The following is a 26,759-nucleotide window of genomic DNA, read 5'->3' on the forward strand; positions in this document are numbered from 1 at the left end:
CTGGGATCATACCTTTTATTCTCTAGATTATTGCTTTTTAAGTTTCTTTAGATAGAAAAATAAGATAAACAATCCTATTACTATACATGCGACTGCTCCCGGCCATAAATCTGCCCGAATAATTAAAATAAACACGGCATATGAGATTAGTGCTATTCCTGCTAAGAAAAAATATTGTTTCTTTAAACAATCAATCAGCCATAAGATTGCACAAAGTAAAGAAGATGTAGAAGCAACAATATTCTTATTGTATGCATAGTATACACAAATAATGAAAAATATTAATATTGCAATTATATTCCACTTATTCTTTTTCAAAAAATCAATCAAAATCATTAAAACTCCCCATGATAGTCAAAACAACTTTTTACTCCGACTCTAACTATTCTAGAAGCCAGTTTAGCCTCTAAAATAAAATATAAAGAAAACTATTCCAATTAAGATCAAAATTACAGAAACTATCCATGTGCTTGGATGAACTATAAAAAGTAATAATCCATATATTATGAACAATAGTGCTTGCAGATATAAAAATTTCTTCCCTAGATTACTAATTAATAGTGAAAGTCCACAAAAGATTGACATAGATATCATGCCAAAATTGTAATCAAATATTAAATACCCCGAAATGTCAATTTAAATTAGAAAAAAGTTGAAAGCTGTTCTTCTGTGACATAACTCATGAATACTTCTAGTGGTGTACGATAATTAAGCGACTTTCGTGGGATATTGTTGCGACGGTGCATTAGCTGAGTGACTAGTTCGTTTGGTAAATGGCGAAAATCTAGCTTTTTGCTAAGACCGTCACGACGCAAGATGCCGTTATTATTTTCGTTTAACCCTCGTTGATTGGGAGCACCGACTTCCGCAAAATAGGTATGAAGATCATACTTATTGGCTATCTCTCGCCATCCAGCAAATTCTTTCCCATTATCAAAAGTAATTGATTTAACAAAGTGACGTGGCAGTTTAGCGAGCCATTGGTCAAGCTGGCAATTCACTGCTTCGTCTGTTTTATGATGAATATTAAGGACAATCATTACTTTGGATTGTCGCTCTACTAGCGTCATTACCGCTCCGCGGTGAGCTTTACCTTGAACTGTATCAGCTTCAAAGTGTCCAAATTCATGTTGGTAATGCGGGAAATCACGATATCGTTGATAGATACTGCGTCCTAATTGGCCAGCTTTACCACGACGTTCCACATAGCCATTGGGATGGCGTTTTCCTTTCATCGGTAGCTGTTTAACGGAAAAGCCATACTGATTGCGGACAAACATGCGATAAAGGGTGCGCATACTGCAGCTAATCGGGTGCTCATCACGACCAATAATAGTATCAGGAGTCCAACCAGCCTTGATTTGCGCATGGATATAGTTAACCTCGATAGTTGGCAGTTGGGTCTGCTTCCGACCACAACGACGTTTATGACGCTGATAAGTCTGAAGATATTGGTCGATGGTTTTACCGTTATTGAGGAAACGATAAACACGATAGATGGTTTCTTGACTACGTTGAAGTAATTTAGCGGCCCGATAAGCTTTAGTGCCTTGATACCAAAAATCAGCTATGAGAGTTAATTCGCGTGTGGTAAGATGTTTATAGGTCATTGTGATTGCCTTTCTTTTGATTAGGGATACTCAAAAGTCTATCACAAATGGCTTTTTATTTTTTCTAACTTAATTTTACAAACGGCGATATTAAAAAAAATACATTCAGTTATAAAGTTGGTACAAGGATTATAAATGTAAACTTCAGTAATATCCTTTATATCTCTACTACAAAATTCCCTCATAAATTAAAGATTGTTACATCTAATGGTCAAGGGGAATTCTCAGGTGATATTAAAACAATTGAACAAAATTATCCTCTATTTTTCAAGGCTTCTCAGTCTAGCTTAATTAACTTACAAAATGTTGAAACAATTAATACTAAAAAACGGCTTATTAAGTTTTCCAACAATGATTATCTTAAGTATTCTAGAAGCAGATCTAAAGAATTAAATAATCTATATAAATCAAGTCAATAAGACTGATTGTAGATTAGCAACTCTGCAAAAATTTACAAAAACTACTACTGATGGAACTACTGCACTTGATGTTTTAACAGAAGAGAAACTAATCAAAAATCTCATGGCATTATCTTCAAAAACAATTATCTTTATTGCCCATCGTCTTTCAATAGCTCGAATTACAAATAATATTACAGTTATTGATAATGGCAAAATTGTTGAACAGGGTTCTCATGAAGAACTTCTCAAAAATAAATCGTTATATTTTAAACTTATGCAAACACAATAAATAGAGGCTGTTTTTATTCAATTTTGCATAACGATTAAGTATTCTTAGCTTATACAATAGCCATATAATCTTTCAATATTGATTATATAATTTTCTGTCTATACTTTTTATATGGTTAACTTGTTTAATTATTAACCATATTCTTATTACCTCTTTTCCCTTATTGACTTTGGCTTGAACGCCTACATCTTAAGGCAAAAGAGGCCTTTTTCTAAATCGTTACGAGTGAACAAATTACGAAAGATTGCCTTGATTACCTCAACAGCCAAAATATTTCATGGATCGCATCTGGGAAAGATCAAATTGATCTAGCCAAGGCAATGGAAATCCTTACTGATGAATTCAATATTAATCGTCTAGCAATTGTTGGCGGCGGAAAAATCAACGGTGGTTTTCTTGAAGCTGGATTAGTTGATGAAATCAGCATTTTAATTGGTGCTGGTGCCGATGGGCGAACTGGTCAGCCAAGTCTTTTTGATGGCCGTCCAGAAAGCAGTCGTCCAATCGCTCTGCAATTAAAAGATGTTGCAAGTTTTGATGATGGAGCGGTCTGGTTACGGTATTTGGTTAAGTAACTAAAATTTGAACGCATAGGGTCGTGGTAAATTACTGTGATTCTATGCGTTTATGCTTTAATTTCTTCGCAAGTTGCAAAACAAAACGCCACAGAATTTTTCTGCGACGTTTTTGTCTTTATATCTCATATCGATTGCGAATAAATTCTACCAGCGCTTCAATATCACGTATTGACAATTCTCCAACAAGCCTAAAAGACACATGTTCTTTTGAAAGCTTAATAATATCTCCCACATCAATATATGACTGCTTATCAAGTCCTTCTATTTTCCAATCCATAAGAGGAAAATAATTTTTCTTAATTCTCTCAGACTTATTTTTGTATTTGCTTGTTATTCTATAGTAAAAGACATTTTTATTTTTATCTTCTACGATCAAAACTGGACGCCTTTTCCCATCTAAACCCCAAGATACATAAGCAGTATAAATTTGATTAGTCCTCATTAAAAAATTCCTCAAGTTCCTCTTTTGTCTTAATTTCTCGAACTGGAATTTTCTTGGATACTTCTCTTAACTCCAACTCCGCCCTTTGTCTTGATGTCAAAGAAAAACTAAGAGGTATTTTCCCTGTGGCAACTATTTGTTTATACATTCCATTTATTACAGCTGTTGGGGTTAAACCAATTTCTTTTATAATATTCTCCGCTGACTGTTTTAATTCTGGATCAATGTTTACTTGAACTTTCGAACTCATTATAATCACCTCATGATCATATAATAACATATTGTGATTATAAATAATAATGGTTATTATGACATTTCCTACTAAGTAACAAGAGCTTCGATTAAAATTTCTTCCATAAAAATATTAAGTTCGATCCCTAGTATTAATTGCAACAAGTTTTACAGAAAAAATATTGGCTCATCTAATTGCTTAATTTGCTTTATAATTAATGTAAGCGTTTCATGACAAGTGATTTAATTAAGGAGCGAAATTATGACATTAGGAACTTACCAACAAGTTAAAGATGCCCTAAAGAATTTCGGCATAACTGATTATACTGTGATTGATCACCCTGCTGCTCACACCACTGAAGAAGCTGATGCATATATCGCTGGTCACCAAGGTGTTCGAACTAAAACCATGTTTCTGAAAGGGAAGAAAAAGAATTTCTACATGGTGATTATGGATGACAAAAAACCGATGGACTTTCATGAATTTATGGCCCTAACTGGAGCTAAAAGAGTTTCAATGGCCCGACCAGAGTATCTACAAGAACAGCTTGGCTTAGCACCAGGAATTGTTTCACCATTTGGCCTGCTGAATAATGAAGCTCATAATGTAAAGGTATATTTTGACAAGGACATTGTCGACGAACCAATTCAGACTTTCCATCCCAATGAAAATACTCATACAATTTTTATTAAGACAGATGACCTGTTCAAATTTCTTAAGCAGATTGATTTTGAACCAGAAATTATTGATCTATAGAAAAATAGGAGGAATAACCATGAGTTTTACAATGAATCTTTACTACACTGGTGAGGGTGATAATGCTAAAAAGTTTGCCCAGGAAATGGAAGAGCGGGGAATTGCGGATCAAATTCGTCAACAACCTGGTAATCTAAAATACGAATACTTTCAACCACTTGATGATCCCCATACGATTCTTTTAATTGACACCTGGGAAAGTCAAGAAGCATTAGACGCTGATCATGATTCACCGATGATGGCGGAATTAGCTAAATTGCGTGAAAAATATAATTTACACATGCATGCAGAACGCTTTATCCCAGAAAAATTACCGGATAAGGATAATAAATTCTTGCGAAAATAAGCAGCTATAACATCAAAAAAATTCTCTAAGTCCTTTAGTTTGATGAAGACTTAGAGAATTTTTATTTAGCGATTTAGTGTTCCATATAATTATGGAGAATATCATCCGACGTTGCCTTTAATTTTAGATAATCGATATTATTAGAGAATAGCATAATCATTCGTTTTGTCTTGTAATCAGCGACAAAGCAACTGTTATATCCAGGAATACTCCCATTTGCGCGAATAACGTCCCCATCAAAGTAGACTCCACCAAAATAGGCAACTTCTTGATGCTGCGCCTGTTGGTAGTATTCATTGATCATTTTGGGATCTTTCAGCACCTCATTATATACAAACTTCCAGTAATCATTTGGCGATATAAAAAGGTTCCCTGCTCCAAAGTCTGAGGAGGTCGTTACAGTTACCCGGTGCCAATCAACTGTTGGATCCATAGGTTGTGGAATTTCCTTTTTTGAAACTTCAGAAAAGTCTTTAATTTGGTGAAGATGGAGCGGTTTAGCAAAGTTTTTTCGAATATAGGTATTATAGCTTTGATGCGTTTGCTTACTAATAATGGCTGCCAAGATTTCATAATCAACATCTTGATAATCCCATGTATGCGTATGATCATACTTGAGATGTTTAAGCATATAAGCAATTTGGGCTTTTTGGCCTCTAAGTGGTTCAAATGGACGATCATTATTAATCAAGCCACTGGTATGGTTCATTAATTCCCGAATTGTAATCTCTTTACTACCGTCAATCTGCGGGTAATACTTACTTAGCGAAGTGTCCCAATCTAATTGCTTTTTTTGCCTTAATTGGTAGACAGCGGTTCCCGTTACAATCTTTTGAAGCGATGCCGTGGGAAATAGTCGATCCGCCTTTACGATTTGATCCTTATTCGTGGTTTCATTATTCTCAATGGTAACTGGCTTCCCATCTTTGCCATTAACTAGCATCACCCCATTAATATGATGGTTCTTCATATAATCTTGAAGTTGATGTTGCGTTTGCTTGTCAACTACTTCTGCCTTTATCTTTGATGGCGTGGTCAATAAGAAGATGGCAAAGGAACAGAGCGTCAAAAAAATATATAAGTTAACTTTTTTCATAATTATAAGTATCCCTTCCAGGCATCCGTTTTCAAAAAATATCTACCTGTATTATACAAATTTTATGCCTCATCTTACAAAGCAGAACAAAAATCTGATTTTTCTTGCTAGAACACTTTAAATTCATTCGATTTATGTTAAAATTCTAACGTCAATAAATAAAAACCGCAAAAACAGTTCGTAAATGACGAACATTATCAAGGGAGAGCTAGAATGAATAACGACGTCGAAAAAGTTTTATATACTCAAGATCAAGTCAACCAACGCTTAGATGAACTTGCCAATACCCTTACTGAAAAATACCAAGATGAATTTCCAGTTTTAGTTTCCGTAATGACAGGAGCAATGATTTTCACTAGTGAAATGATGAAGCGCCTTAATTTCAAGCTAAACGTTGATTATGTCGATGTCTCTAGTTATGAAGAAAGTTCAGAATCCACTGGAAAAGTTAAATTAATTCAAGATCTTTCCCACGATATTAAGGATCGACCAGTTATTATTATGGAAGACATTATTGATACTGGCCATACATTAAAGTATCTCGCTGATCTTTTCGCTGATCGTGGCGCGAAGAGTATTGAAATCTGTTCCTTACTCGATAAGCCAGACCGTCGTGAAGTTGATGTTGAAGCCGATTACGTTGGCTTTAAAGTACCAAATGAATTTATTGTCGGATACGGCTTAGACTTTAATGGACTTTACCGTAATCTTCCATTCGTGGGCGTCCTAAAACGTTCCGTATATGAATAATAGTTAAAGGCTGAGAGAAAATGTTATTTCTTTCAGCTTTCTTTTTGGCTTTAAACACTTAAACGCGATATAGTACAGTTAGGCTAATAAAATTGATAATAATTGATTTTTGGTAAAGGAGGGGTAATCGTTGCTTAGGCTGGATTGGTGTTTACGGATGCTCATGGCTGCCTTGTGCGGTGGAATCATTGGGTTTGAGCGAAAAAGCAAGGCTAAAATGGCGGGAATTCGGACCCATGCCTTAATTGCGGTAGGGGCAGCAATGGTCATGATTATTTCTAAGTATGGCTTTTTTGATTTACTGAAAGTTACCCATAGTAATTGGAACGTCGACCCATCACGGATTGCCGCTCAAGTTGTTAGCGGGATTGGTTTTTTAGGCGCTGGGACAATCATTAATCGTCATGATCAAATAATTGATGGCTTAACCACGGCAGCTGGAATTTGGGTTACCGGCGCAATCGGTCTTGCCTATGGTAGTGGTTTATACAGTATTGGGATTATCGGCACCTGTTGCGTTCTTTTAGCAGAAGTTATCGGAAAATATCTAGATCAGTTTGCACTCAGACAAGGTAAAGGATTTTCCTGCTTTATTCAATTAGAAGGAAATACTGATGATTTGCATGCACTTATCACTCAGTTAAACAAAAAATATTTTGAAGTTCCGCTCAAATATTCGATCTATGATTATGGAGACGGAAAAATCTCCTGTCAACTTTATGGTGAATTAAGATCTGGCTTCAAAGCAGAAAACGTCTTTACCGATCTCACTGCGCTAGGCAACATTAAAAAAGTTGAGCTAGAATAAAAACATAGGAAGTGACAAGATGGCTTATAATTTCAGAAAAGAGCAGAAAGAATTATATGTCCCTGGAAAGAATCCTAGCTTAATCAATGTACCAGCGATGAAGTATCTTACTGTGCGAGGACATGGGGATCCTAATCAGGAAAATAGTGAGTATAAAAAAGCAATTGAAAAGCTCTACGCTGTTGCTTATACCATTAAAATGAGCAAAAAAGGCACCTACCAAATTCCAGATTATTTTGATTTTGTTGTTCCCCCACTAGAAGGACTATGGTGGCAAGATGGTATCACTGGAATTGACTACGCTCACAAAGAAATGTTCAATTTCATTGCAATGATTCGCCTTCCCGACTTTGTTACTCAAGACGTTTTTGACTGGGCAATTCAAGAGGCTAGCGAAAAAAAGCAACTTGATTTACATAACGTAGAATTCCTGTCAATGCAAGAAGGCCTCTGTGTGCAAGCACTTCATATCGGGTCATATGATGATGAACCAGCAACGATCGACAAAATACATAAGTTTATTGAGGAACATGGTTTACAAGTAGATATTAACGATGATCGCCACCATCATGAAATTTATTTATCAGATCCCCGGCGGACGAAGGTTGAAAATCTAAAAACGGTATTGCGTATTCCGGTAAAAAACAATTAAAAACACTATTAATAGGTGAACAAAAAAAGCATCAGAAGTTATAACTACGACTTCTGGTGCCTTTTATGCTACAAATTAATTATTTCATTCAGCTTGTACTTAATTTTCATGTTTTCCCCAGCCGAATTTTTCAAATCGTTCTTTCATCTCTTTAGGGGTAAACAACCTATTGCTATCAAATGATGATTCAATCATTTCACAATCATGTTTAATATCTTGTTGTAATTGTTGGGAATTCTCTTTCATCTAAAACACCTCAATATCTTTTCTACTTAGCATCCCCGTTACATCTTCACTTCAATTCTTCGTATAGTGGGGTAAGGTGCCTAATAGCTGAATCGATATATTCTTCCATATCATCAACTTGGTCTTTTCCCCGAAATGCAAACTTTCCAAGTAAGAAACTTGTTTGTCGGGCCTCAGTATTAAACTGTTGCTGAACATCATGATTATTAAGATATTTAGACAGTGACAGATGATCAGAAAATTCCATCTCATCCTTATCCCAAAGATACCAGTGAGTGGCGTCAATATTATCAGCCCATTCTGGTACTTTATCCAGTAATTTGTTGTATTCATCTGGCGTACTTTGTCGTTGTTCACTCTTATAATGTTGAAACATGAGGTAGACCTGTAACTGTTTTTTAGCAAGCATCACCCCAATACAGGGATTATATTCTGCTAATAATGCTAAACGATAAGAGGCCCAGTAATGATCACGCAGGTTCCAGCCATTCGTCCAACTCTCAACGTGAACCTTCGCAAATTTACCCGTTGGTAGTTGACTAGCGACAGTTTGATTTACCTTCTTCCACACTTGCCAAACTGCTTTAAACTTCTCTTTTAGGTCTGCAACTTCTTCTGGTGAATGAGTTTCTTTAATCTTCTTAAAGGAAAATTCTGGCTGGTCAAAGATTGCAAACATATTTTCAGTTAATGCTGTCATTTTAGCTCGCCCCTTTTTATTCAAGAATATTATAACTAAAAAAAACTAAACTACGAATCATAATTTAGCTTCATTAAAACAAATTCAGCATCACCATATAAAAGCCAGTTCCGACTAAGATTGATAGTGGCATATTTCTTTTCCAAAGGTGAATAAATAATGTTACTAAGCCGGCAACGATTTCTAATAATGCCTTACTAGGCTCAGCAAAAGAAATATTCCGATAACAATAGATTACTAATACTCCCATGATTGCTGCTGGGAGGAATTTCCCTAGTTCTTCCAGGTAAGGTGATAATTCTTTTGACTGGTCAAAAATCAGAAATGGGATAAAGCGGGTTGCCATCGTGACGACTGCGGCGATTAAAATTGAAATAATTTGTTCAGTTAATGTCATTTTTTCTCCTCGTAATTAAGTAATTTAATGAAAATAGCGCGACAAGCGTTACTAATGTCACTAATAGGAAAGCATTCTTGTTGCAAAATAGTAAACAAATAATTGCAAATACTAAACCAATCAGAGCATCACGCTGAGTTCGGGCATTTTTCAACTGTTCTGTAAACAAAACAATGAAAAGCGCCGTCATTACAAAATCTAAACCTGCTAAGTTTAAGTTAATCATTCCCCCAAGGAGACCACCTAAACCTGCACCAGCTACCCAACTAAAATAGTTGAACGCGGTTATGTAAAAATAAACATATGAGCGATCGAGGCCAGCTGGTGCTTTTAACGTTGCATTTAAGGAAAAAGACTCATCACACATTCCGAAAATAAGAATCGGCTTTAACTTTCCCGTATTGGAATATTTTTTTAACATCGTAATGCCATAAAAAATATGTCGTGAATTAACAAGGGCAGTTAAAATAAGAACAGTCAATGGCTGAAAACTCTGGACTAAAAGATTACCAATTACAAATTCGACTGATCCAGCAAAAATGGTCGCAGCCATTAATAACGGATATAAAAAATTAAAGCCCAGTTTATGCATATATATCCCATAGCTGGCGCCTAAAAATAAAAAGCCAAGCATTACCGGACTAGTTTTTTGAAAAGCGTAACGTACTTCCTTTCTCATGGTCGAATTCTCCCTCCTTAAAATAACTTGAATTTATTTTAAACAGGAGTATTTTATCCATACAAGGAATTAATTGTATGGATTACAATATTGGAGTGATTAACTATGCCCATTAATGATTTCTCCCACTATCAGCTTACCTGGTACCCCGACAAAAATAAGCTGACGCGACCAATTTATAAGAGCTTGCTTGACCAACTAAAATCAGCGATTGAGCGTGGAATTCTTACATCCGGAACGAAACTGCCTCCGCAACGCGAACTCGCCGATTATCTCGACATTAATTTCACCACCGTTACTCGTACTTACAAATTAAGTGCGCAACTTGGTTTAACTTATGGAATTCATGGTAAAGGAACCTTCGTTAACTCAAATGGTATCGATCCGTTAACTGCCAATTCTCCTTTGACCCGTACCATCGACCTTGGCTTTGTTGCTTCCTTTGAGCAGACAAACCACCTCCTTGACAATATTCTTAGCAACACCGTTAAGCAAGGCGCCTCGCAACTTCTAACCTATGATTCACCAACCGGGCGTCCGATTGATAATGAGGCTTTTGGGCATTATCTTGACTGGCTTGGTGTGAGATTAACTCCTACTCAACATATCCTTATTACAGCGGGAGGAGAAAACTCACTTACACTACTGTTAATGACCTTATTTTCAAGTGGCGATAAGATTGCTGTCGACGAATTTACCTATGCCAACCTGATTGCAACCGCGCAACTAAACAATCTCCATTTAGTAGCAATAAAAAATGATCAAGGCGGGATGAATATTGAAGCATTAAAACACGCTTGTCAAAACAATAATCTAGCTGGCCTTTATATCATGCCGGAATATAGTAACCCGACTGGCGCTGTTCTCTCGGTAGCTCGCCGGAAAGAAATCGCAACGCTTGTGCAAGAATATGGGCTAAAAATAATTGAAGATGACTACTTAAGTTTTCTTAGTAAACTCAATCCAGAACGGCCACCCAAAATAATGGAATTACTACCAGACCAGACTTGTTACGTTTGCAGCATGTCAAAAGTTCTTGCATCAGGACTCCGTGTTGGTTATCTAGTTTTTCCAGCACAGCTAGCCCAGCAAGTTAAAAATGGCTTCTTTAATACAACAGTCAAAACGTCAACACTCAATACAGCAATTGCATCCATGGCAATAAAAGAGCATGTCGTCCAACAAATCATTCAAAATAAAGTCACCCTTGCCAAACAAGCTAATATCCTTTTTGAACAATATTTCCCGACTGCTCCTACAAACCAATTAACCGATTATGCCTTTTTTCGTCGATTACCGCTTAAAAATATTCAAAATACAGCCAAAATCGAACAAGCCCTTGCTGATATAAATATCCGTTGTTTTGGCTCTGATCGTTTTCAAATTAACGCTTCTTCAAATGACCATTTTCTCCGTGTTTCATTGTCCGCAAATAAGTCACTTGATGAGTTAGAAACAGGACTTAAAAAATTACGTGGTTTTTTGCAAAAATCTAATTTAATTTAAAAAGTGATGTTAAGAATTTTTCCTAGCATCACTTCTACTTTCTGTTTAACTTATTTTTTTAACTGCCTCGTGAACCATCTTCACTACATAACTCTCTTCCCCGCCATCCAAGTTTCATTCACGTGAATATTTTTAAGTTCACTATGAGCAACTGTAAAGATATCATCATTTAAGATAACAAAGTCCGCTGCCTTTCCTACTTCAAGCGTTCCATTATCATCAAAGCCGCCAATCTTAGCACCATCCCGAGTATAACCAAGAATAGCTTGTGGAACTGTAATTGCTTCTTCTGCGTTAACAATATCGTCATTAGCTGCCTTTCTCGTTACAGCCGCATAAATACTATAAAACGGGCTATCAGGTTCTGCCCATGGCGTACATGGGGCATCCGAACTCAAACCTAACATTGCTTGAGAATTTAACATTGTTTTGACGCGGTAAGCTAATTTAAACTGTGCTGGAGAAAGGTAATGCCGATAGGATTCATCTTCTGCAAAGAAAAAGATTGGTTGCGTGACTAACGCATAGTTCATTTTACTATTGGCAATCTTTGCAAACATTTGATCAGTCATTAAGGAGGCATGCTCAATTCTTACTGATGGCATCGTTGTTAGCCATGGCTCCATCTCTTTTGTTACATCAATTACTGTTTGAATTGCTTTATCGCCCATCGCATGCACAGCTAGTTGAAGCTTATTATCACGAGCCATCTTTACTGCTCGCTTAAGCTTTTCCACTGAAGTCAAACTAACTCCCATTTTTCCCGATGGATAAGGATCAGTATTATAGGCCGTTTCACCAGAAATACTCCCATCCATAAAGACTTTAATTCCAGCAACGCGGAGTTTTTCATCCCCGCTTGGTTGCAGTCCAACCTGCGGATCAATTTCATCAAAAACATAGTAGATCGAAGCCTTAGGACCAAACCCTTGTTTAACTGCATCTTGGTATAGTTTTAAAGAAGTATATGGCTTCATCCGGCCCATCATTTCACCAATTGCCACAATTCCTTCTTTAAGATAGTGTTCGGAACTATTAACCATATTAGCTACGTCATTTTCATAACTTTGTGCCGATTTAGCCCGAATAAGAAGTTGCGAGGCAGCTACTTCGCGCATAAAACCAGTTGGTCGTCCATCAGCAAATCGTTCAATTTTCCCACCAACCGGGTCAGGCGTATTTTCATCAATTCCTGCAAGTTCCAAGGCTTTAGAATTGCCGACAGAAGAATGACAGTCAGAGCGATAAATAAAGATTGGTTGCGTTGTTGACACAGCATCTAAATCATCACGGTTAGGACTCCGATGTTCTGCTAATTTTGTCTCATCAAAACCCCAACCTTCAATCCACCCATCTTCGCCTTGACCATATGCAGGAGAGTTACGAAGTGCTTCTTGCATTTCCTTGATACTATTAACATTTGGCGGGGTACAAGCAACACCATGGAGGGCATCAGCGATATATTTAGGATGGGTATGACAGTCAATTAATCCTGGCAAAACTGTTTGTCCTTGCAGATCAATCACTTCGCCTTCATTAGGTAAATTATCACCAATTCGTTTAACCGTTCCATCTTCAACTACCATGCTATTAACAAAATGATCCTCAGTATCACCAACAAAGATTTTACCGTTAATAAATGTCTGGGTCATAATCCTAACTCCTTCATATTTATAGTTATTATCCTACTGCTATCTTCGCCAAAATGAAACCGTTTTAAAATAACCTAAGTTCAAAAAAATGGCAGGTCTGTTTGAATGCTGATTACATTCAAACAGACCTACCATTTTTATTTAATTTTACATTTTTCCACCGTAAACAGGGTAGATATCAAAATCGCCATAGTCTAATGGCTTTACTCGCCGCAATAGGTCCATATCAGCTTCAGAAATTTCAAAATCAATTTCAGTGTTTTCCTTCATGTGTTCTGGATTAGTAGTCTTTGGTAAGACGATCATTCCTATTTGCCAATCATACCGAATGCACAATTGTGGGACTGAAACGTTGTACTTTTTAGCCATCTTTTCAATTACGGGGTTGTCTAAAGCAGCGCCGTGAGCAACTGGTGAATATGCTTCAACCGCAATGTCATGTTCATGAGTAAATGATAAAAGATTGAATGGAGTATGACCAATATGAGCTAAAACTTGATCAACAGCGGGAACGGTATCGCTATTCTTAATAATATTTTCAAGATCGGCTTTTTTGAAATTAGAAACGCCAATTGTTCGAATCTTACCTTCGTTAACGGCATCTTCCATGGCTCGCCAAGCAGCGAGATTTCCTTCAAGGTAACGATTATCAGATTGATTTACTTCTTTCCATGGTTGAGGACTATGAATAAGCATCATGTCGATATAATCAAGACCCATCTTTTCAAGAGTCTCGTCAATCGACTTTTTAGTTACATCATAATCTTTGTGTTCAGCAGCGATCTTTGAAGTAACAAAGATTTTATCCCGATCAATACCGGCTGTTCGTACACCTTCACCGACTCCCCGCTCATTATCATAAGCCTGAGCTGTATCGATGTGCCGATATCCCATCTTAATCGCATTCCGAACTGCTTCGGCTGCTTGGTCATCATCAATCATCCAGGTTCCTAATGCAAACTTTGGAATTTTCACACCACTATTAAGAGTAATTGTCTCATCTAAAATCATTGTTCTCCGTCCTTTCGCATTTCAAGTTATTCCTACAAAACCATTGTCGTCATTTTTCCCATAAATGTAAACTAGTAAGCCTTGACCAGAATAATAAAAAAAGAGGTTAAAGCTTAAAATTGCTCAACCTCGTAAAGTTTGCTACTCATTAAAATGCCTGCCCATCATATAAAGGGACCGCATTTGACCATTTATTTCAGAAATTTGTGGTAACTTACCCCATTCTTTGTACCCACAGGAGGTAAAAAGATGATAGCTTGCTTGATTTTCAATATAAATATACGCAATTACGGTTCTTATATCTAGATGATCTTCAATTCGTTTTTGCGCATATGTTAATAAATCACGGCCAAGATGTTGCCGTCGATAATCTTCATGAATATAAATAGCTATCTGTGCCGAATGATCATAGGCGGGATGCGGATAAAAATACTCAAGAGCACACCAGGCGATTACTTGGTCATCCATTGTTGCGACCCAAATTGGATGAGTACTGTCAAACTGCATAAACCATTCACGTCGATCAGCAACTTCGATCGGTGCACTCTCATCGTTGACTTGCAGCGGAATGGCTTGATTAAATATATCGACAATCGCTGGTAGATCATTTATTGTTGCTAACCGAATTTGGTAATCCATATCAAAGCTTCCTTACAGTATTTTTACCCACTGATTATTACTTATCATAGAAGTGCTGCCATTCTTTATTAACGTTTTCGCGAGTCGTTTTTGTCCCAGTCCATGATGGAACTTTTACAACCCCATCAATCTTACTCTTAGGTACAAATCCCCAGTAACGACCATCATTTGAAACGCTCCGGTGGTCCCCAAGAACAAAGTATTCACCTTTCGGAACTTTTGTGGCACCATTATTCTTTAACCAACTGTTCTGAACTGAGATACTACGCAGTGTCCAGTTCCCAGTTCCGGTTGTTCGTTGACTTTTGCTAATGTAGTCTTGATTAATCTTTTTGCCGTTAACATAAATATTTCCATTCCTAGAGCTAACAGTATCACCAGGAAGTCCAATTACTCGCTTAACATAATCGGTTTTAACTGATACTTGCGGATCAACGCCATTAGCATCAAATACAACGACACTTCCATGATGGATTTTGGCAGTTTTCAAACAAAATACTCGTTCATTATTTTGTAAGTTTGGTTGCATGGATGGTCCATCAACCCGAACAATTTGGAAGAAAAACTGCTTAATTACTAATGCGATTATTAACCCGATTAGAATGGGAATAATCCAACTCATTGCTTCACGAAATGCTTTCATTATAATTCCTCAATTTCTTTATTTAACTGTTATTAATCATACAACTAGTAATAAAACCTGAAAAGTTATTTATAATAAATAATATATTATTTTCACATTTAATAACATCAAAAAGATATTAAGGGTCAAAAGAGAGCGAGACAGAAGGCACTTGTGACTTCGTTTTTCGACGCGCAGCTAGCCTCTGGGAGTCCCCGCAAGCAACAATAGGCCTCTAACGTTCGGTTTTGCCGGACGTTAGAGGCCATTGTTGTACTGCGTATTTGCTTTTTATGAAAGTAACTTAACTTATGTCACAGTCCCTTTTAATTTTTATTTCTTTTCGACAAAGTACTTTTCGAAGTTCTTTTGATAGTTATGATTAATCCGTTGTTCCATTAACCACCGCATGAAATTCATGTCCTTGTCATAATGGAAAGTTGTTCCATAGCGGCCTTCTTTAATAAGCTTTTCAGCCTGCTTTTTAATTTCATTATTTTTAGCATACTGAAGGAAAGTCTTTTTTGAAACCCCAAGCCATAACTTGTAGTTGCTTTCATCCTTGTTCCCATAAATCGTCTCTTGATCTTTTAAGCTATCAAAAACGTAATCTTCAACGGGGAAAGTAGCAAGTTGATAGCCATTTAATGAAACGAAGAAACTACTACGACCTTGGCGAGGATTAAGGTCAAATACCTTGAATTGGCCATCACGACGGTCATATTTTAAATCAAAGTTAACAAATCCAGTAAATTCAATGCTTTCAAGGAAATTCTTGATGTTGTCATAGATTTGTTGGTCATATGCTGGCATAATCGCAACATAATTACCAACATTTGCTGGATTACAATCTTCAAGAAGTGGGTGACCCAAACACATCATCTTTACCTTATGATCTTTATCGACATAACAATTGATGGTCCGCATATTACTATCATCACCAGGAATAAATTCTTGGAGAACAAGGTCGCCATTGTATGGACTATGCTCATAGATAATCTCCAGAACTTCCGCTAATCTTTCTGGTGTCTTAATAATATAAGCCTTTTCATACCCTTCAAAGTTTCCCTTATGCCATTGCACCGCATCAGCAGCCTTTAAAGCAATTGGAAATTCAAATGGTGATTTATAGTTCTTGTAATCAAGGTCCGGTTTTAAAATATCGGTTTTAGGATAAGGCAAACCATACTTTTCACAGACATTGTAGAACTTCTCTTTATCCGTTAATGTTGCCACTTCATCATAATCAGCATACGGGCAGAACATGTGCTGCGAAAGTTCTTTACGGTTTTTCGCAACTAATTCAGTATAGTCATCCCCACAACTAATTAAAACGGTCTTCTTGCCTTGCTTAGCAAACTCATCTGCCGCTTCAATTAATACCTTCGTAAACACTTCTGGTGATTGTAATTGTTCGTTATAATGCAACTCGACAATTTTTGAATAACGGGTTGGTGCCAATGGTTGTCGAGCATATAATTGCGACTTAATCCCATATTTTTCATACATCGACCGTGCCATTCCGTAAGCGTTGAAATCACTACCTAGAATCAATGGAACAAAAGGTTGTTCACTCATTAGATCCCCACTCCTCTTTATCTTTCTAGTTCATTAATATAATCACGTGCAATCTTCACATCAGTTGGGTAAGGGACATCTTCCCCATTAACTTTTTGATAAGGATCTTCACCTTTCCCTGCAAGGACTACAATATCATCATTTTCACTACCGTCAATTGCCTTTTTGATCGCCGTTTCGCGGTCCATTTCAAATTGAATATGTTTTACTTTATCATGATCAATATAAGAATCTATTTCCCGGGCAATAGTCATCGGATCCTCAAACCCTGGATCATCAGTCGTCAAAATTACTTCATCTGGTTGTTCTTCAGTTAAAGCTTTTCCAAACCCTGGACGGCGCGAAATACCTTTATCACCGGTCGCTCCTAAGACAACTGTTACTTTGCCAGCATTAGTTTGTCGTTTTAAGAATGCCAAGAGTCGCTTCAAGCTAGCGTAATTATGGGCATAATCAACATAAATTGTTCCATGGGTATTACTGTTAATCATTTCCATTCGACCACGGATATGAACATGATTTAATGTTTCTACGGCATCGTTAGCACTCGCCCCAGCTAATCCACTGGCAATGATTGCAGCGACCGCATTTCCTTCATTATAATCTCCAGGGACACTCGTTTTATAACGGCCATCTAAGTTTAACTGCTTTGCTTTCTCAGTTAAGGCGGTCAACTCAAATTCACTTTCATGAAGATCTTCTAAATCATTTCGATATTCAAAATCTATTTGGGCATTGTCAGGTAATTCGATGTTTGCTCCTCGCCGTGCAAATAAGAAAATGTCTTCTGGTTGTGTAGTTGCCTTAGCAGTGTAATAAACATCGGTAAATTTTTCCGTTTCTGCATTGATTAAGCATTTAGCAGAATTTACTAATAATTGTTCCTTGCAGTGAAGATAATCAGCAAAAGTTGGGTGCTCATTTCGTCCGATATGGTCTGGCGAAATGTTTAAGAAAATTCCAACATCATACTTCAAACCATAAATCCGGTTTTTCTTGTATGCTTGCGATGATACTTCCATTACTAAGTGCGTCATCCCATTATCAACGGCAACGCGCATATCATGGAAAAGGTCTAAGGATTCGGGAGTAGTCAAATCAGATTTAAATTTATCTTCCGGCTTATTGCCTAGAATCCGATCAAGCGTTGAAAAAAGGGCAATATGATCAGCTGTACTTTGGGCTAAAATATGGTCAGCAAAATAAGCCGTTGTTGTTTTGCCTTTTGTTCCTGTAATCGCAATAATGAACAAATCATTTTGTGGATAACCGTAAAATGCTGCCCCCAGTAAAGACATTGCTTTTTGTTCGTCGTTTACGATAATAGCTGGCAATCCTTCGCCTTCTGGATATTCTTTTTCAGCCACATACGCAATCGCACCTTTTTCTTTAGCGGATGCTAGGTATTTAGGCAAAAAATTTCCTTTACAAAAGAATAACGTTCCTGATTTTACCTTCCGTGAATCATAGGACACGCTGGTTGCGGTAAAATCAGTCAAATTACTAACATGATCCAATAAATGGTGCTCGCGCAATAATGCTAAAGCAGGTGTAATATGCAATTCCATCTTGCAAATGACTCTCCTTCAATCTAATCTGCCCTATATTATTTCATTTTTTATCATAAAAATAAATAAGGGTTATCAATTAACAAAAAAGGAGACTTAGAAGAGTCCTACAGCCCTTCGCCAGCCTCCTTTAATATTTTTCTATGCTTCTGTTGTAGCCGTTTTTTGTGCGCGGTCAATTCCTGATTCATCAGGTTTGAAGTTATCAATGAAGTATAACTTATACCACGTTAAGAAGGTGTAGATTGTCCAAATTTTACGACGACCATCCACCTTACCTTCGAAGTTATCATCGGCAAGTTTTAGAAGTTTTTCTTGATCAAAGAACTCTTTTACGAAGTCTTGTTCAAATAATTCACGCACTTCTTGGTAATATTTCTTTTCCCGAAGCCAAGCACGCACTGGGGTTGGGAAGCCCATCTTAGGCCGCGTAGCCCATTCTTCCGGTAAATGCCGGTTAGCTGCCATCCGAAATGCCCATTTTGTATCTTTGTAGTTAAAGAGATACTTAGTTGGTGTTGTTTCAGCCACTTTCATTACCTCTTTATCAAGAAGTGGTACCCGAATTTCAACAGAGTTAGCCATACTCATCTTATCCGCCTTTAAGCAAATATCGCCAGGCATGAAACGATGCAAGTCAATATATTGCTTCTTTGCGACTTCATCGATATCTTTATCTTCCATCTTGTCAAAAAGCGGATTAAGAATATCGGCAATACTTGGTCCGCAATCAAATTCTGGTTGCAAGTAGTCAGCGGCTTCTTCAGGACTAAAAATGTATGCTTGGCCAATAAAAGTATCCCGTGCTGGCGCTAAGTTGCGGTACATATGCTCTTGGCCGTGGAAGTGTTTTCCATCTAACCACTTAGCAAACTTATACCGGCGTTCACGAGGCATCTTCTTTAGTTGGTCAGTTACCCACCGGATAAACTTAACTTTCGTATTAAAACCATAATCAATGTATCCCGCGAATAATTCATCGGCACCTTCACCAGAAAGAAGGGCCTTGTAGCCGTTATCCTTTGCTAACTTGTTCAAGAAGTATAAAGGAACAACAGATGGGTTAGAATCAGGTTCATCTAGGTAGTATTGAATCATTGGGAATGCGTGGAAAGCTTCTTCGTTAGTCAACTTTTCATCAGTATTCTTCAAGCCCATCTTAGCTGCTAATTCACGTGCTTGTTTGGTCTCATCGTAAGTACTATCAAATCCGATTGAGAACGTATTATCTGGACGCATCAAAGCCGTTACTAAACTTGAATCAACCCCTGCAGAAAGGAATGAACCAACCTTAATTCCTTTATCTGCAAAGGTATGCGCCTTAACAGAATTCTTAACAACATCGTCAATCTTGTTAACAGCTTCATCAAACGTCTCGTCTTCTGGCTCAAAGTTTTCGTCCCAGTATTGGGTCATTTCAAACTGACCGTCTTTATAAGTGAAGTAATGCCCTTCTGGAAGACGGTAAACACCCTTAAAGAAAGTTTCTTGAGTAACTGGGTATTGGAATGTCATGTATGGTTTAAGCGCTTCTTTATTAAGTTCCTTCTTAAAGTTAGGATGATCAAGAAATGCCTTAATTTCAGACCCAACAAAGAAAGTACCGTTCATTTTAGCGTAATACAATGGTTTAATTCCAAAATGGTCACGGGCACCGAACATTTCTTTAGTCTTAAAATCCCAGATAACAAAGCCAAACATTCCGCGCAGCTTGTTAACAACATCCTTGCCCCATTCTTCATATCCGTGCAAGATTACTTCAGTATCGGCATGTGTCTTAAATGTGTGACCCTTACTGATTAATTCTTCACGTAATTCTTCAAAATTGTAAATTTCACCGTTGAATTCAATGGCTTTTGAGCTATCTTCATTAAAGATTGGTTGATTACCAGACTTAACATCAATAAAACTCAAGCGCCGGAAGCCAAGTGCTACATCATCATCCACATATTGACCTTCCGCATCAGGTCCCCGGTGAATAATCCGGTCCTTCATTTTTTTGATTAATTGGTCTTTAATTTGTGGTTTTTCATTATCAACAAATGCAACAATCCCACACATTATAAATTTCCTCTTCTTTCTCTTAAATTCACGGATCACAAAATAGTTATTTAAAATTCGTTATTAAAACTCGAACCTAAATTATACCATATAATGCCAAACTTAAGTATATTATCCCTTTGCTTTAAGAAAACCATAATAAAATCTGGAGAGCGGAGTCATTACTCTGTTTCTCCAGATTTTATTTCCCGGGAAATTTTACTTACGATCCTTCTTGGAAAACTTCCCCTGACGGACGTAAACACTCAAGATTGCAATATCAGCGGGGTTAACTCCACTAATTCGTGAAGCTTGGGCTAAAGTTTCTGGACGAATCTTTTCAAGCTTTTGACGTCCTTCAGTTGCTAGACCATCAATATCACCATAATCGATATCATCCGGAATCCGTTTAGCTTCCATCCGCTTCATCCGTTCAACCTTAACTTCCTCTTTCTTGATGTAACCAGCATATTTTAATTGAATTTCAACCTGCTCAATCACATGACGATCAAGGTCCTGTTCTGGTGCCGGAATGAATTCGGCCAACGTTTGGTAATCGAAGTATGGTCGCTTCAAGAGGTCAGCTGCCGCAATTCCATCTTTTAAGCGATTATCGCCGTGCGCTTCAATAAACTCGTTAACCTTATCATCGCTTGGCTTGAGCTTAATTTCTTCTAATCGTTTGATTTCAGCTGCGACTTGGCGCTTCTTCTCTTCCATTTTAGCAAGCCGCTCATCACTAACTAAGCCAACATGATGACCCATTTCCATTAACCGAAAATCAGCATTATCATGACGTAAAATTAGCCGATATTCTGCCCGACTTGTAAGTAAACGGTAAGGTTCTTTCGTTCCCTTTGTTACTAGGTCGTCGATCATCACACCAATATATGCATCTGAACGCTTAAGGACAAATGGTTTCTTGCCTTGTGCCCGTAATCCTGCATTAATCCCTGCAATTAATCCTTGACCCGCTGCTTCTTCATAACCTGAAGAACCGTTTGTTTGTCCTGCAGTATAGAGATTCTTAATGATCTTGGTTTCCAAGGTTGGGTGAAGTTGGTACGGCGCAACTACATCGTATTCAATTGCATATCCAGGACGCATCATTTCTGCATTTTCTAACCCCTTGATTGAGTGCACAATCTTTTGTTGGATTTCTTCTGGCATTGATGTCGAAATTCCGTCAAGGTAATATTCATCCGTATCCCGTCCTTCTGGTTCAAGGAAAACTTGGTGCCGGGGCTTATCAGCAAAACGAACAATCTTATCTTCAATTGAAGGACAGTAGCGTGGTCCAACTCCCTTGATAACACCAGAGAACATTGGAGCCCGGCTAAGATTTTCCCGAATAATGGCATGGGTCCCTTCATTTGTATAAGTTAACCAACAAGATAATTGTTCGCTAATTGGAATATAGGCACTATCAGGAGTATCAAAACTAAAGTGATGTGGTTCCTTATCCCCGGGTTGTTCTTCCGTTACACTATAGTCGATTGTCTTTCCATTAACCCGTGGTGGCGTTCCCGTCTTAAAACGCTCAAGATCAAAGCCAAGTTCTTCAAGGTTTTCCGAAAGTTTTACCGCTGACTTAGAGTTATTGGGACCAGATTCATACTGTAATTCACCGATAATGATCTTTCCGCGCGCCGCAGTTCCAACAGTTAGTACAACCGTCTTAGCGTGGTAACGAGCTCCTGTATTAGTAATAACACCTTTGCAGACACCATCTTCAACGATTAATTGGTCAACAGTTGCTTGACGGAGAGTAAGGTTAGGTTCTTCCTCAATCGTCTGCTTCATTGCACGGTGATAAGCATGTTTATCTGCTTGAGCTCGTAATGCACGGACAGCGGGACCTTTACCGGTATTTAACATCCGCATTTGGACATAGGTCTTATCAATATTATGACCCATTTCACCACCAAGAGCATCAATTTCGCGGACCACGATTCCTTTTGCCGGACCACCAACAGAGGGGTTACATGGCATAAAAGCAACCATTTCAAGATTAATTGTTACCAATAAGGTCTTATTCCCCATCCGGGCTGCGGCAAGGGCGGCCTCGCTTCCGGCATGACCCGCGCCGACAACAATTACATCGTATGATCCCGCTTCGTATTGAACGGCATCAGATGTTTGCAATGCTTCTGAACTCTTCATTCTTCTATTCCCTACTTTCCTAAACAGAATTGACTAAATAACTGGTCAAGCAACTCATCTTGGTAACTATCCCCAGTAATCTCACCTAATAATTCCCAACACCGGGTCATATCAATTTGAACCAGGTCTACTGGCATTCCATCATTAATTCCTTTTAAGACATCGCTTAAAGCATCATTAGCTTGGTGGAGTAAACCAATGTGCCGAGCATTGGTAACCATTACATTATTCTGGTTGCTTTCAATTCCCTCGTTGAAAAACATGTGACCAATCTGCTCACCAAGTTGGTCCATTCCTTCATAGTTAACGATTGAAGTTTCAATAACGGCACTCTTGCCAGCTAGTAATTTCAATTCCGCTAAATCAACCTTGCGTGGAAGATCCGTCTTATTTAAGATGATGATCCGCTGCTTATCCTTGGTTGCTTCAAGTAATTGGCGATCCTCGTCAGTTAATTTATTTGAACTATCAATCAAGAGAAGTACTAAGTCAGCGGCGCCCAAAGCTTTGCGACTCCGCTCTACCCCGATCTTTTCAACTTGGTCATTTGTATCGCGGATTCCTGCTGTATCAATTAACTTCAATGGCACCCCGTTGACATTGACATATTCTTCAATTACGTCCCGGGTTGTCCCAGCAACGTTTGTAACGATCGCCTTGTCTTCGTGAAGCAAGGAATTCAATAAACTTGATTTACCAACATTTGGCTGCCCGATGATTGCCGTTGCTAAACCATCTCGCAAAACCTTTCCCTGTTTAGCTGTTTTAAGAAGACCTTGGATTCGTTGTTGAATGTCCGCTGCTTTTTCTTTTAAGAGCTTCGTAGTCATTTCTTCAACAGCATCATATTCTGGATAGTCAATATTAACCTCTACCTGTGCTAATACATCCAAAATGTCTTGTCGCAAATTACGAATTAACCGTGACAAATCACCATCAAGCTGGTTTAATGCAACCTTCATCGATTTATCTGTCTTTGCGCGAATTAGATCCATTACCGCTTCTGATTGGGATAAATCGAGACGACCATTTAAAAAGGCCCGTTTAGTAAATTCACCTGGTTCTGCCATCCGGGCGCCAAAGCTCAGTACCAATTGCAGAATACGGTTGGTTGCTAACAATCCCCCGTGACAGTTGATTTCAATTACGTCTTCACGTGTATAAGTGTGGGGAGCGCGCATTACTGAAACCATCACTTCATCGACTTCTTGATCCGTATCAGGGTCAACAATATGACCATAGTTAATGGTATGAGTTGCTACTTTGGCGAGATTTTTTCCTTTGTAGATCCGTTGAGCAACTTTCACCGCATCATCCCCACTAATTCGGATAATGGAAATTCCACCTTCACCAACCGGCGTCGAAATTGCTGCAATCGTATCATTCTCGCTATTTGCCATCGCTACTTTACTCCTTTCTAACAAAAAAAGTGCTAGTCCATGCATAGTAATAAAAATATCACTAACATGGTCAAAGCACTTTCACTACTTTAACGAATATTAAATTTATAACCGCTCATATTCTAAGATCATTACCAGAAATTGTCAACAAATAAGTTAGTCTTGGGGAGCAATCACGATACTCCGGTAAGGTTCCCGACCGTGGGAGTATGTTTTTACGTGGTTATTATTCTCAAGTTCATGGTGAATTTGTTTCCGTTCACGAGCTGGCATTGGGTCCATAAAAACAGCTTTTCCGCTTGCAACTACTTCCATCGCTGCCTTTTGCGCTAGATTGTGAACTGCTTCTTGACGCCGTTCACGATAATTGGAAGTATCAAGTTCAACATTTACTTTTGCCGCTCCATGGTAATCCATGAATATATTACTAAGTTGTTCCATCGCGTTGATCCGGCGACCGTGCTTACCGATCACCCGTCCATTTTCCTCAGTTTGAAGATCAATTTTGAGGTCATGAGCTTCTAAATTAATAATCCGTGGCTCAACAGCAATACCCAATTCCTTAAATACTGTTGTTAGATACTCAACTAATTCTTTACTAGTTGCTTGAACCTTTTTAAGATTGGCCTGTTGCCGCCGCTTGATTTCAGCAGGATCGAGCTCATCTTCAGCGGAATTTAAGCTTGCAGGATTTTGTTCTGGCTCTTTTGCTAGCTGCTCGTCTTTTTCTTCCAGTGAGGGCATCGCAATTTCTTTATCTTTTATTACTGCATCCACTTGCGCTTGGCGTCGTCCAATTCCTAGAAAGCCGTGCCGCGGCTGTTGAAGAACCGTAAATTCAATCGTTTGATTAACGGTTGGCTTCAATTGTGTACGGGCCTTTTCTTTTGCTTCTTCAATTGTTGTTCCAGTAAAAACTGCCATTTCTATCCCCCGTGAATTTAATTAATTTCCACTCTTTAAATTTATTACTAAATAAAAAGGCTCGCAACAACTTTACTTGTCACAGCCTTAATAACTTATTTCCGCCGACTTTGGTAAGCGCGACGTTTTGCTTTTTCAATCTTGCGACGTTTTGCTTTTTCAGCCCGTTGCTTTTCTTCACGTTCACGACGAATCTTAAATGGATTCTGAATGATAAGCGTTTGGACAACTTGGAAGGCATTTGTTACTACCCAGTATAAGGTAATAGCTGAAGAGAATCCCAATGCCATGAAGAATACCATAATCGGCATAAACCACGTCATTGTAGTTGTCATTGAGTTTTTTTCGGGCATTGAAGCCATGGATAACCATGAACTAATGAACGTAAATAATGCCGCTAGAATAGGCATGATGTAGTATGGGTCCGGGTGACCTAACTGAAGCCACAAGAAAGTTCCATTCCGTAAGGCTGAGGTCCGCCAGATTGCTTGATAAAGAGCCCACATAACTGGTAACTGAACCAGTAACGGAAGCATCGAAGCCCATGGATTAACTCCTGCTTCTTTATAGAGCTTCTGCGTTTCCATTTGCATCTTTTGCATTGACTCGCGATCACGTGATGAGTACTTTTTCTGAATTGCCTTTAGTTGAGGAGCAAGTTCTTGCGTCTTCATCATGGTCTTTGTTTGGTAGAACATCAATGGCAGTAAGATGATCCGGATGATGATCGTAAAGATAATGATCCCCATTCCATATCCGCCAAAGTGCTTTGATAACCAAATGATAAATTGTGAACAGTTATAGATAATGTAGTGGTCCCAGATACCAGTACTATGACTAGTAATTGGCTTATTGGAGCAAGCAGCTAAAAATAGGGTTAAGCTCATGATTGCTCCCAAGCTTAGGAATTTTTTTGTTTTCTTATTCAAATCCTAATCCTCACTTTTTTCATCTAACAAATGTGCTCGATTTAAAACGTGCACTAGGTTTTTCTTTGTTTCTGCCATTGATAAACCATCTGCCGCTGACCGAGCAATAACCAAGAAATCAACATCAGACCGTAATTGCGGTTTCACCTCTAATAATGTTTGACGAATACGCCGCTTAACCCAATTACGATGAACAGCATTTCCAATCTTCTTCCCGACAGAAATACCGACACGAAAATGTTTTTGTCCTGGCTTTTCCATTTGATATACGACAAATTTGTGGTTGGCCACGGAATTATGGGTTTCAAAAACCCGTTGAAACTCACTTTCCTTTTTTATGCGATATGATTTTCTCATTTGTATAATCCCCAGCCTTAATTTAAGTAGATATAAAAATAGGGCCGGGCATACGACAACTTTAACGATTCAAATTGCTCGTCAAGCTGACTGCCCTGCCCCACACAATAAAAAAAGCCACTATAAAAGTGGCCGTGGTTATGCAGATAATACTTTTCTGCCCTTTTGACGCCGACGTGCTAATACCTTACGGCCGTTACTGGTGCTCATGCGCTTACGGAAGCCATGGACACGTGCACGGTGACGCTTCTTTGGTTGAAACGTGCGCTTCATACAATTGCACCTCCTATTAAATTCGAGTGGTTTGGTTTCTAGAGTCTAAAAGACGATCTCTTCAAACATACTTTGGTAGTATAACACACTTACCGAAATTAATAAACGGCGAATT

At 38.2% G+C, this 26,759-nt stretch carries 30 protein-coding genes and 1 pseudogene; 9 read left to right on the plus strand and 22 right to left on the minus strand.

The annotated features are described in order from the left end of the window. Positions 1 to 27 precede the first annotated feature (27 nt). Positions 28 to 336, minus strand: a complete 309-nt coding sequence (locus LREU_RS09955) for a hypothetical protein (protein ID WP_003669433.1) — start codon at positions 334 to 336, stop codon at positions 28 to 30. A gap of 305 nt (positions 337 to 641) precedes the next feature. Then, on the minus strand, positions 642 to 1,610 hold the full coding sequence (locus LREU_RS09960) for an IS30 family transposase (protein ID WP_003669435.1): 969 nt from the start codon (positions 1,608 to 1,610) through the stop codon (positions 642 to 644). A gap of 131 nt (positions 1,611 to 1,741) precedes the next feature. Here LREU_RS09960 and LREU_RS10355 point away from each other — a divergent pair, with 131 nt between their 5' ends. The 3 genes and pseudogenes from LREU_RS10355 to LREU_RS10365 all read left to right on the plus strand — a co-directional run bounded on the left by LREU_RS10355 (position 1,742) and on the right by LREU_RS10365 (position 2,875). Continuing rightward, positions 1,742 to 2,029: a LytTR family DNA-binding domain-containing protein gene (locus tag LREU_RS10355; protein ID WP_223660140.1), complete on the plus strand. Its 288-nt coding sequence runs from the start codon at positions 1,742 to 1,744 to the stop codon at positions 2,027 to 2,029. A 49-nt stretch (positions 2,030 to 2,078) separates the two neighbouring features. Continuing rightward, positions 2,079 to 2,300 (plus strand): annotated as a pseudogene (locus tag LREU_RS10595) (peptide ABC transporter ATP-binding protein); the annotation flags it as partial. A 215-nt stretch (positions 2,301 to 2,515) separates the two neighbouring features. Next, on the plus strand, positions 2,516 to 2,875 hold the full coding sequence (locus tag LREU_RS10365) for a dihydrofolate reductase family protein (protein WP_225415004.1): 360 nt from the start codon (positions 2,516 to 2,518) through the stop codon (positions 2,873 to 2,875). Positions 2,876 to 2,993: 118 nt separating this feature from the next. On the opposite strand, the gene LREU_RS09970 is transcribed toward LREU_RS10365, so the two are convergent. Both LREU_RS09970 and LREU_RS09975 read right to left on the minus strand, forming a co-directional pair. Then, a complete protein-coding gene (locus LREU_RS09970) occupies positions 2,994 to 3,320 on the minus strand; it encodes a type II toxin-antitoxin system PemK/MazF family toxin (protein WP_003669440.1) in 327 nt (108 codons plus the stop codon). Further along, positions 3,310 to 3,570 carry a type II toxin-antitoxin system RelB/DinJ family antitoxin gene (locus LREU_RS09975; RefSeq protein ID WP_223659436.1) on the minus strand — a complete coding sequence of 87 codons (261 nt, stop codon included), beginning with the start codon at positions 3,568 to 3,570 and terminating at the stop codon, positions 3,310 to 3,312. Before LREU_RS09975 ends, LREU_RS09970 begins: the two co-directional genes overlap by 11 nt. 243 nt (positions 3,571 to 3,813) lie before the next feature. Here LREU_RS09975 and LREU_RS09980 point away from each other — a divergent pair, with 243 nt between their 5' ends. Continuing rightward, a complete protein-coding gene (locus LREU_RS09980) occupies positions 3,814 to 4,308 on the plus strand; it encodes a prolyl-tRNA synthetase associated domain-containing protein (RefSeq protein WP_003669444.1) in 495 nt (164 codons plus the stop codon). 19 nt (positions 4,309 to 4,327) lie between these two features. Further along, the gene (locus tag LREU_RS09985; RefSeq protein ID WP_003669446.1) at positions 4,328 to 4,654 is read left to right on the plus strand and encodes an antibiotic biosynthesis monooxygenase family protein; all 327 of its coding nucleotides are present in this window, start codon (positions 4,328 to 4,330) and stop codon (positions 4,652 to 4,654) included. Positions 4,655 to 4,727: 73 nt separating this feature from the next. Here LREU_RS09985 and LREU_RS09990 read toward each other — a convergent pair whose 3' ends face one another. After that, positions 4,728 to 5,750 (minus strand): serine hydrolase domain-containing protein, encoded by a 1,023-nt coding sequence (locus tag LREU_RS09990; RefSeq protein ID WP_003669450.1) that lies wholly within the window; start codon positions 5,748 to 5,750, stop codon positions 4,728 to 4,730. Between the two features lie 213 nt (positions 5,751 to 5,963). On the opposite strand from LREU_RS09990, the gene hpt reads away from it, so the two are divergent. The 3 genes from hpt (at position 5,964) to LREU_RS10005 (ending at position 7,960) form a co-directional block, all read left to right on the plus strand. Continuing rightward, positions 5,964 to 6,500 carry a hypoxanthine phosphoribosyltransferase gene (gene hpt, locus LREU_RS09995; protein WP_003669452.1) on the plus strand — a complete coding sequence of 179 codons (537 nt, stop codon included), beginning with the start codon at positions 5,964 to 5,966 and terminating at the stop codon, positions 6,498 to 6,500. Between the two features lie 130 nt (positions 6,501 to 6,630). Further along, the gene (locus LREU_RS10000; protein ID WP_003669453.1) at positions 6,631 to 7,308 is read left to right on the plus strand and encodes an MgtC/SapB family protein; all 678 of its coding nucleotides are present in this window, start codon (positions 6,631 to 6,633) and stop codon (positions 7,306 to 7,308) included. A gap of 19 nt (positions 7,309 to 7,327) precedes the next feature. Further along, positions 7,328 to 7,960, plus strand: a complete 633-nt coding sequence (locus LREU_RS10005; protein ID WP_003669455.1) for a GyrI-like domain-containing protein — start codon at positions 7,328 to 7,330, stop codon at positions 7,958 to 7,960. A 99-nt stretch (positions 7,961 to 8,059) separates the two neighbouring features. Here LREU_RS10005 and LREU_RS10500 read toward each other — a convergent pair whose 3' ends face one another. The 4 genes from LREU_RS10500 to LREU_RS10020 all read right to left on the minus strand — a co-directional run bounded on the left by LREU_RS10500 (position 8,060) and on the right by LREU_RS10020 (position 9,982). Then, positions 8,060 to 8,206, minus strand: coding sequence for a hypothetical protein (locus tag LREU_RS10500; RefSeq protein WP_003669456.1), 147 nt, complete (start codon positions 8,204 to 8,206; stop codon positions 8,060 to 8,062). 46 nt (positions 8,207 to 8,252) lie between these two features. After that, entirely contained in the window at positions 8,253 to 8,906 is a 654-nt protein-coding gene (locus tag LREU_RS10010) for a glucose-6-phosphate 1-dehydrogenase family protein (RefSeq protein WP_003669458.1), read from the minus strand. A 73-nt stretch (positions 8,907 to 8,979) separates the two neighbouring features. After that, the gene (locus tag LREU_RS10015; protein WP_003669460.1) at positions 8,980 to 9,303 is read right to left on the minus strand and encodes a branched-chain amino acid transporter permease; all 324 of its coding nucleotides are present in this window, start codon (positions 9,301 to 9,303) and stop codon (positions 8,980 to 8,982) included. Then, positions 9,290 to 9,982: an AzlC family ABC transporter permease gene (locus LREU_RS10020; RefSeq protein WP_003669463.1), complete on the minus strand. Its 693-nt coding sequence runs from the start codon at positions 9,980 to 9,982 to the stop codon at positions 9,290 to 9,292. The genes LREU_RS10015 and LREU_RS10020 overlap by 14 nt, the downstream gene beginning before the upstream one ends. Positions 9,983 to 10,087: 105 nt before the next feature. On the opposite strand from LREU_RS10020, the gene LREU_RS10025 reads away from it, so the two are divergent. Beyond that, positions 10,088 to 11,488 (plus strand): aminotransferase-like domain-containing protein, encoded by a 1,401-nt coding sequence (locus LREU_RS10025; RefSeq protein ID WP_003669465.1) that lies wholly within the window; start codon positions 10,088 to 10,090, stop codon positions 11,486 to 11,488. A gap of 83 nt (positions 11,489 to 11,571) precedes the next feature. Here the strand turns inward: LREU_RS10025 and LREU_RS10030 are convergent, their stop codons facing one another. The 13 genes from LREU_RS10030 to rpmH form a co-directional block, all read right to left on the minus strand. Then, complete coding sequence (locus LREU_RS10030) at positions 11,572 to 13,140, minus strand: amidohydrolase (RefSeq protein WP_003669467.1); 1,569 nt, start codon at positions 13,138 to 13,140, stop codon at positions 11,572 to 11,574. A gap of 147 nt (positions 13,141 to 13,287) precedes the next feature. Continuing rightward, positions 13,288 to 14,151: an aldo/keto reductase gene (locus LREU_RS10035; RefSeq protein WP_003669468.1), complete on the minus strand. Its 864-nt coding sequence runs from the start codon at positions 14,149 to 14,151 to the stop codon at positions 13,288 to 13,290. 141 nt (positions 14,152 to 14,292) lie between these two features. Beyond that, positions 14,293 to 14,790, minus strand: coding sequence for a GNAT family N-acetyltransferase (locus LREU_RS10040; protein WP_003669470.1), 498 nt, complete (start codon positions 14,788 to 14,790; stop codon positions 14,293 to 14,295). Positions 14,791 to 14,827: 37 nt separating this feature from the next. Continuing rightward, positions 14,828 to 15,433: a signal peptidase I gene (gene lepB / locus LREU_RS10045; protein WP_003669472.1), complete on the minus strand. Its 606-nt coding sequence runs from the start codon at positions 15,431 to 15,433 to the stop codon at positions 14,828 to 14,830. 312 nt (positions 15,434 to 15,745) lie between these two features. Then, positions 15,746 to 16,990 carry a carboxylate--amine ligase gene (locus tag LREU_RS10050; protein WP_003669474.1) on the minus strand — a complete coding sequence of 415 codons (1,245 nt, stop codon included), beginning with the start codon at positions 16,988 to 16,990 and terminating at the stop codon, positions 15,746 to 15,748. Between the two features lie 17 nt (positions 16,991 to 17,007). Then, complete coding sequence (locus tag LREU_RS10055) at positions 17,008 to 18,558, minus strand: UDP-N-acetylmuramoyl-L-alanyl-D-glutamate--2,6-diaminopimelate ligase (protein ID WP_003669475.1); 1,551 nt, start codon at positions 18,556 to 18,558, stop codon at positions 17,008 to 17,010. 141 nt (positions 18,559 to 18,699) lie between these two features. Next, complete coding sequence (gene asnB / locus LREU_RS10060; protein ID WP_004562477.1) at positions 18,700 to 20,619, minus strand: asparagine synthase (glutamine-hydrolyzing); 1,920 nt, start codon at positions 20,617 to 20,619, stop codon at positions 18,700 to 18,702. A 198-nt stretch (positions 20,620 to 20,817) separates the two neighbouring features. Beyond that, the gene (gene mnmG, locus LREU_RS10065; RefSeq protein WP_003669479.1) at positions 20,818 to 22,761 is read right to left on the minus strand and encodes a tRNA uridine-5-carboxymethylaminomethyl(34) synthesis enzyme MnmG; all 1,944 of its coding nucleotides are present in this window, start codon (positions 22,759 to 22,761) and stop codon (positions 20,818 to 20,820) included. Between the two features lie 11 nt (positions 22,762 to 22,772). Further along, positions 22,773 to 24,161 carry a tRNA uridine-5-carboxymethylaminomethyl(34) synthesis GTPase MnmE gene (mnmE, locus tag LREU_RS10070; protein ID WP_011953607.1) on the minus strand — a complete coding sequence of 463 codons (1,389 nt, stop codon included), beginning with the start codon at positions 24,159 to 24,161 and terminating at the stop codon, positions 22,773 to 22,775. Between the two features lie 156 nt (positions 24,162 to 24,317). Continuing rightward, the gene (gene jag, locus LREU_RS10075; RefSeq protein WP_003669482.1) at positions 24,318 to 25,085 is read right to left on the minus strand and encodes an RNA-binding cell elongation regulator Jag/EloR; all 768 of its coding nucleotides are present in this window, start codon (positions 25,083 to 25,085) and stop codon (positions 24,318 to 24,320) included. Between the two features lie 95 nt (positions 25,086 to 25,180). Further along, the gene (yidC, locus tag LREU_RS10080; protein ID WP_004562481.1) at positions 25,181 to 26,014 is read right to left on the minus strand and encodes a membrane protein insertase YidC; all 834 of its coding nucleotides are present in this window, start codon (positions 26,012 to 26,014) and stop codon (positions 25,181 to 25,183) included. A 3-nt stretch (positions 26,015 to 26,017) separates the two neighbouring features. Next, complete coding sequence (gene rnpA, locus LREU_RS10085; RefSeq protein WP_003669484.1) at positions 26,018 to 26,371, minus strand: ribonuclease P protein component; 354 nt, start codon at positions 26,369 to 26,371, stop codon at positions 26,018 to 26,020. Positions 26,372 to 26,509: 138 nt separating this feature from the next. Continuing rightward, the gene (rpmH, locus tag LREU_RS10090) at positions 26,510 to 26,644 is read right to left on the minus strand and encodes a 50S ribosomal protein L34 (RefSeq protein WP_003665227.1); all 135 of its coding nucleotides are present in this window, start codon (positions 26,642 to 26,644) and stop codon (positions 26,510 to 26,512) included. Positions 26,645 to 26,759 lie beyond the last annotated feature (115 nt).

It is taken from the genome of Limosilactobacillus reuteri subsp. reuteri (genome assembly GCF_000016825.1).
Classification (GTDB): Bacteria; Bacillota; Bacilli; order Lactobacillales; family Lactobacillaceae; genus Limosilactobacillus; species Limosilactobacillus reuteri.

Coding starts and splice junctions, on each gene's coding strand:
- LREU_RS10040 (WP_003669470.1), bottom strand. CDS start 14,790: ATGGATTACCAAATTCGGTTAGCAACAATAAATGATCTACCAGCGATT.
- LREU_RS09975 (WP_223659436.1), bottom strand. CDS start 3,570: ATGAGTTCGAAAGTTCAAGTAAACATTGATCCAGAATTAAAACAGTCA.
- LREU_RS09960 (WP_003669435.1), bottom strand. CDS start 1,610: ATGACCTATAAACATCTTACCACACGCGAATTAACTCTCATAGCTGAT.
- LREU_RS10015 (WP_003669460.1), bottom strand. CDS start 9,303: ATGACATTAACTGAACAAATTATTTCAATTTTAATCGCCGCAGTCGTC.
- LREU_RS10025 (WP_003669465.1), top strand. CDS start 10,088: ATGCCCATTAATGATTTCTCCCACTATCAGCTTACCTGGTACCCCGAC.
- asnB (WP_004562477.1), bottom strand. CDS start 20,619: ATGTGTGGGATTGTTGCATTTGTTGATAATGAAAAACCACAAATTAAA.
- LREU_RS09980 (WP_003669444.1), top strand. CDS start 3,814: ATGACATTAGGAACTTACCAACAAGTTAAAGATGCCCTAAAGAATTTC.
- LREU_RS09955 (WP_003669433.1), bottom strand. CDS start 336: ATGATTTTGATTGATTTTTTGAAAAAGAATAAGTGGAATATAATTGCA.
- LREU_RS09970 (WP_003669440.1), bottom strand. CDS start 3,320: ATGAGGACTAATCAAATTTATACTGCTTATGTATCTTGGGGTTTAGAT.
- rnpA (WP_003669484.1), bottom strand. CDS start 26,371: ATGAGAAAATCATATCGCATAAAAAAGGAAAGTGAGTTTCAACGGGTT.
- LREU_RS10055 (WP_003669475.1), bottom strand. CDS start 18,558: ATGGAATTGCATATTACACCTGCTTTAGCATTATTGCGCGAGCACCAT.
- mnmG (WP_003669479.1), bottom strand. CDS start 22,761: ATGAAGAGTTCAGAAGCATTGCAAACATCTGATGCCGTTCAATACGAA.
- LREU_RS10050 (WP_003669474.1), bottom strand. CDS start 16,990: ATGAGTGAACAACCTTTTGTTCCATTGATTCTAGGTAGTGATTTCAAC.
- jag (WP_003669482.1), bottom strand. CDS start 25,085: ATGGCAGTTTTTACTGGAACAACAATTGAAGAAGCAAAAGAAAAGGCC.
- mnmE (WP_011953607.1), bottom strand. CDS start 24,161: ATGGCAAATAGCGAGAATGATACGATTGCAGCAATTTCGACGCCGGTT.
- LREU_RS09985 (WP_003669446.1), top strand. CDS start 4,328: ATGAGTTTTACAATGAATCTTTACTACACTGGTGAGGGTGATAATGCT.
- hpt (WP_003669452.1), top strand. CDS start 5,964: ATGAATAACGACGTCGAAAAAGTTTTATATACTCAAGATCAAGTCAAC.
- LREU_RS10030 (WP_003669467.1), bottom strand. CDS start 13,140: ATGACCCAGACATTTATTAACGGTAAAATCTTTGTTGGTGATACTGAG.
- LREU_RS10500 (WP_003669456.1), bottom strand. CDS start 8,206: ATGAAAGAGAATTCCCAACAATTACAACAAGATATTAAACATGATTGT.
- LREU_RS10020 (WP_003669463.1), bottom strand. CDS start 9,982: ATGAGAAAGGAAGTACGTTACGCTTTTCAAAAAACTAGTCCGGTAATG.
- LREU_RS10005 (WP_003669455.1), top strand. CDS start 7,328: ATGGCTTATAATTTCAGAAAAGAGCAGAAAGAATTATATGTCCCTGGA.
- LREU_RS09990 (WP_003669450.1), bottom strand. CDS start 5,750: ATGAAAAAAGTTAACTTATATATTTTTTTGACGCTCTGTTCCTTTGCC.
- lepB (WP_003669472.1), bottom strand. CDS start 15,433: ATGAAAGCATTTCGTGAAGCAATGAGTTGGATTATTCCCATTCTAATC.
- rpmH (WP_003665227.1), bottom strand. CDS start 26,644: ATGAAGCGCACGTTTCAACCAAAGAAGCGTCACCGTGCACGTGTCCAT.
- LREU_RS10035 (WP_003669468.1), bottom strand. CDS start 14,151: ATGATTTTAGATGAGACAATTACTCTTAATAGTGGTGTGAAAATTCCA.
- LREU_RS10010 (WP_003669458.1), bottom strand. CDS start 8,906: ATGACAGCATTAACTGAAAATATGTTTGCAATCTTTGACCAGCCAGAA.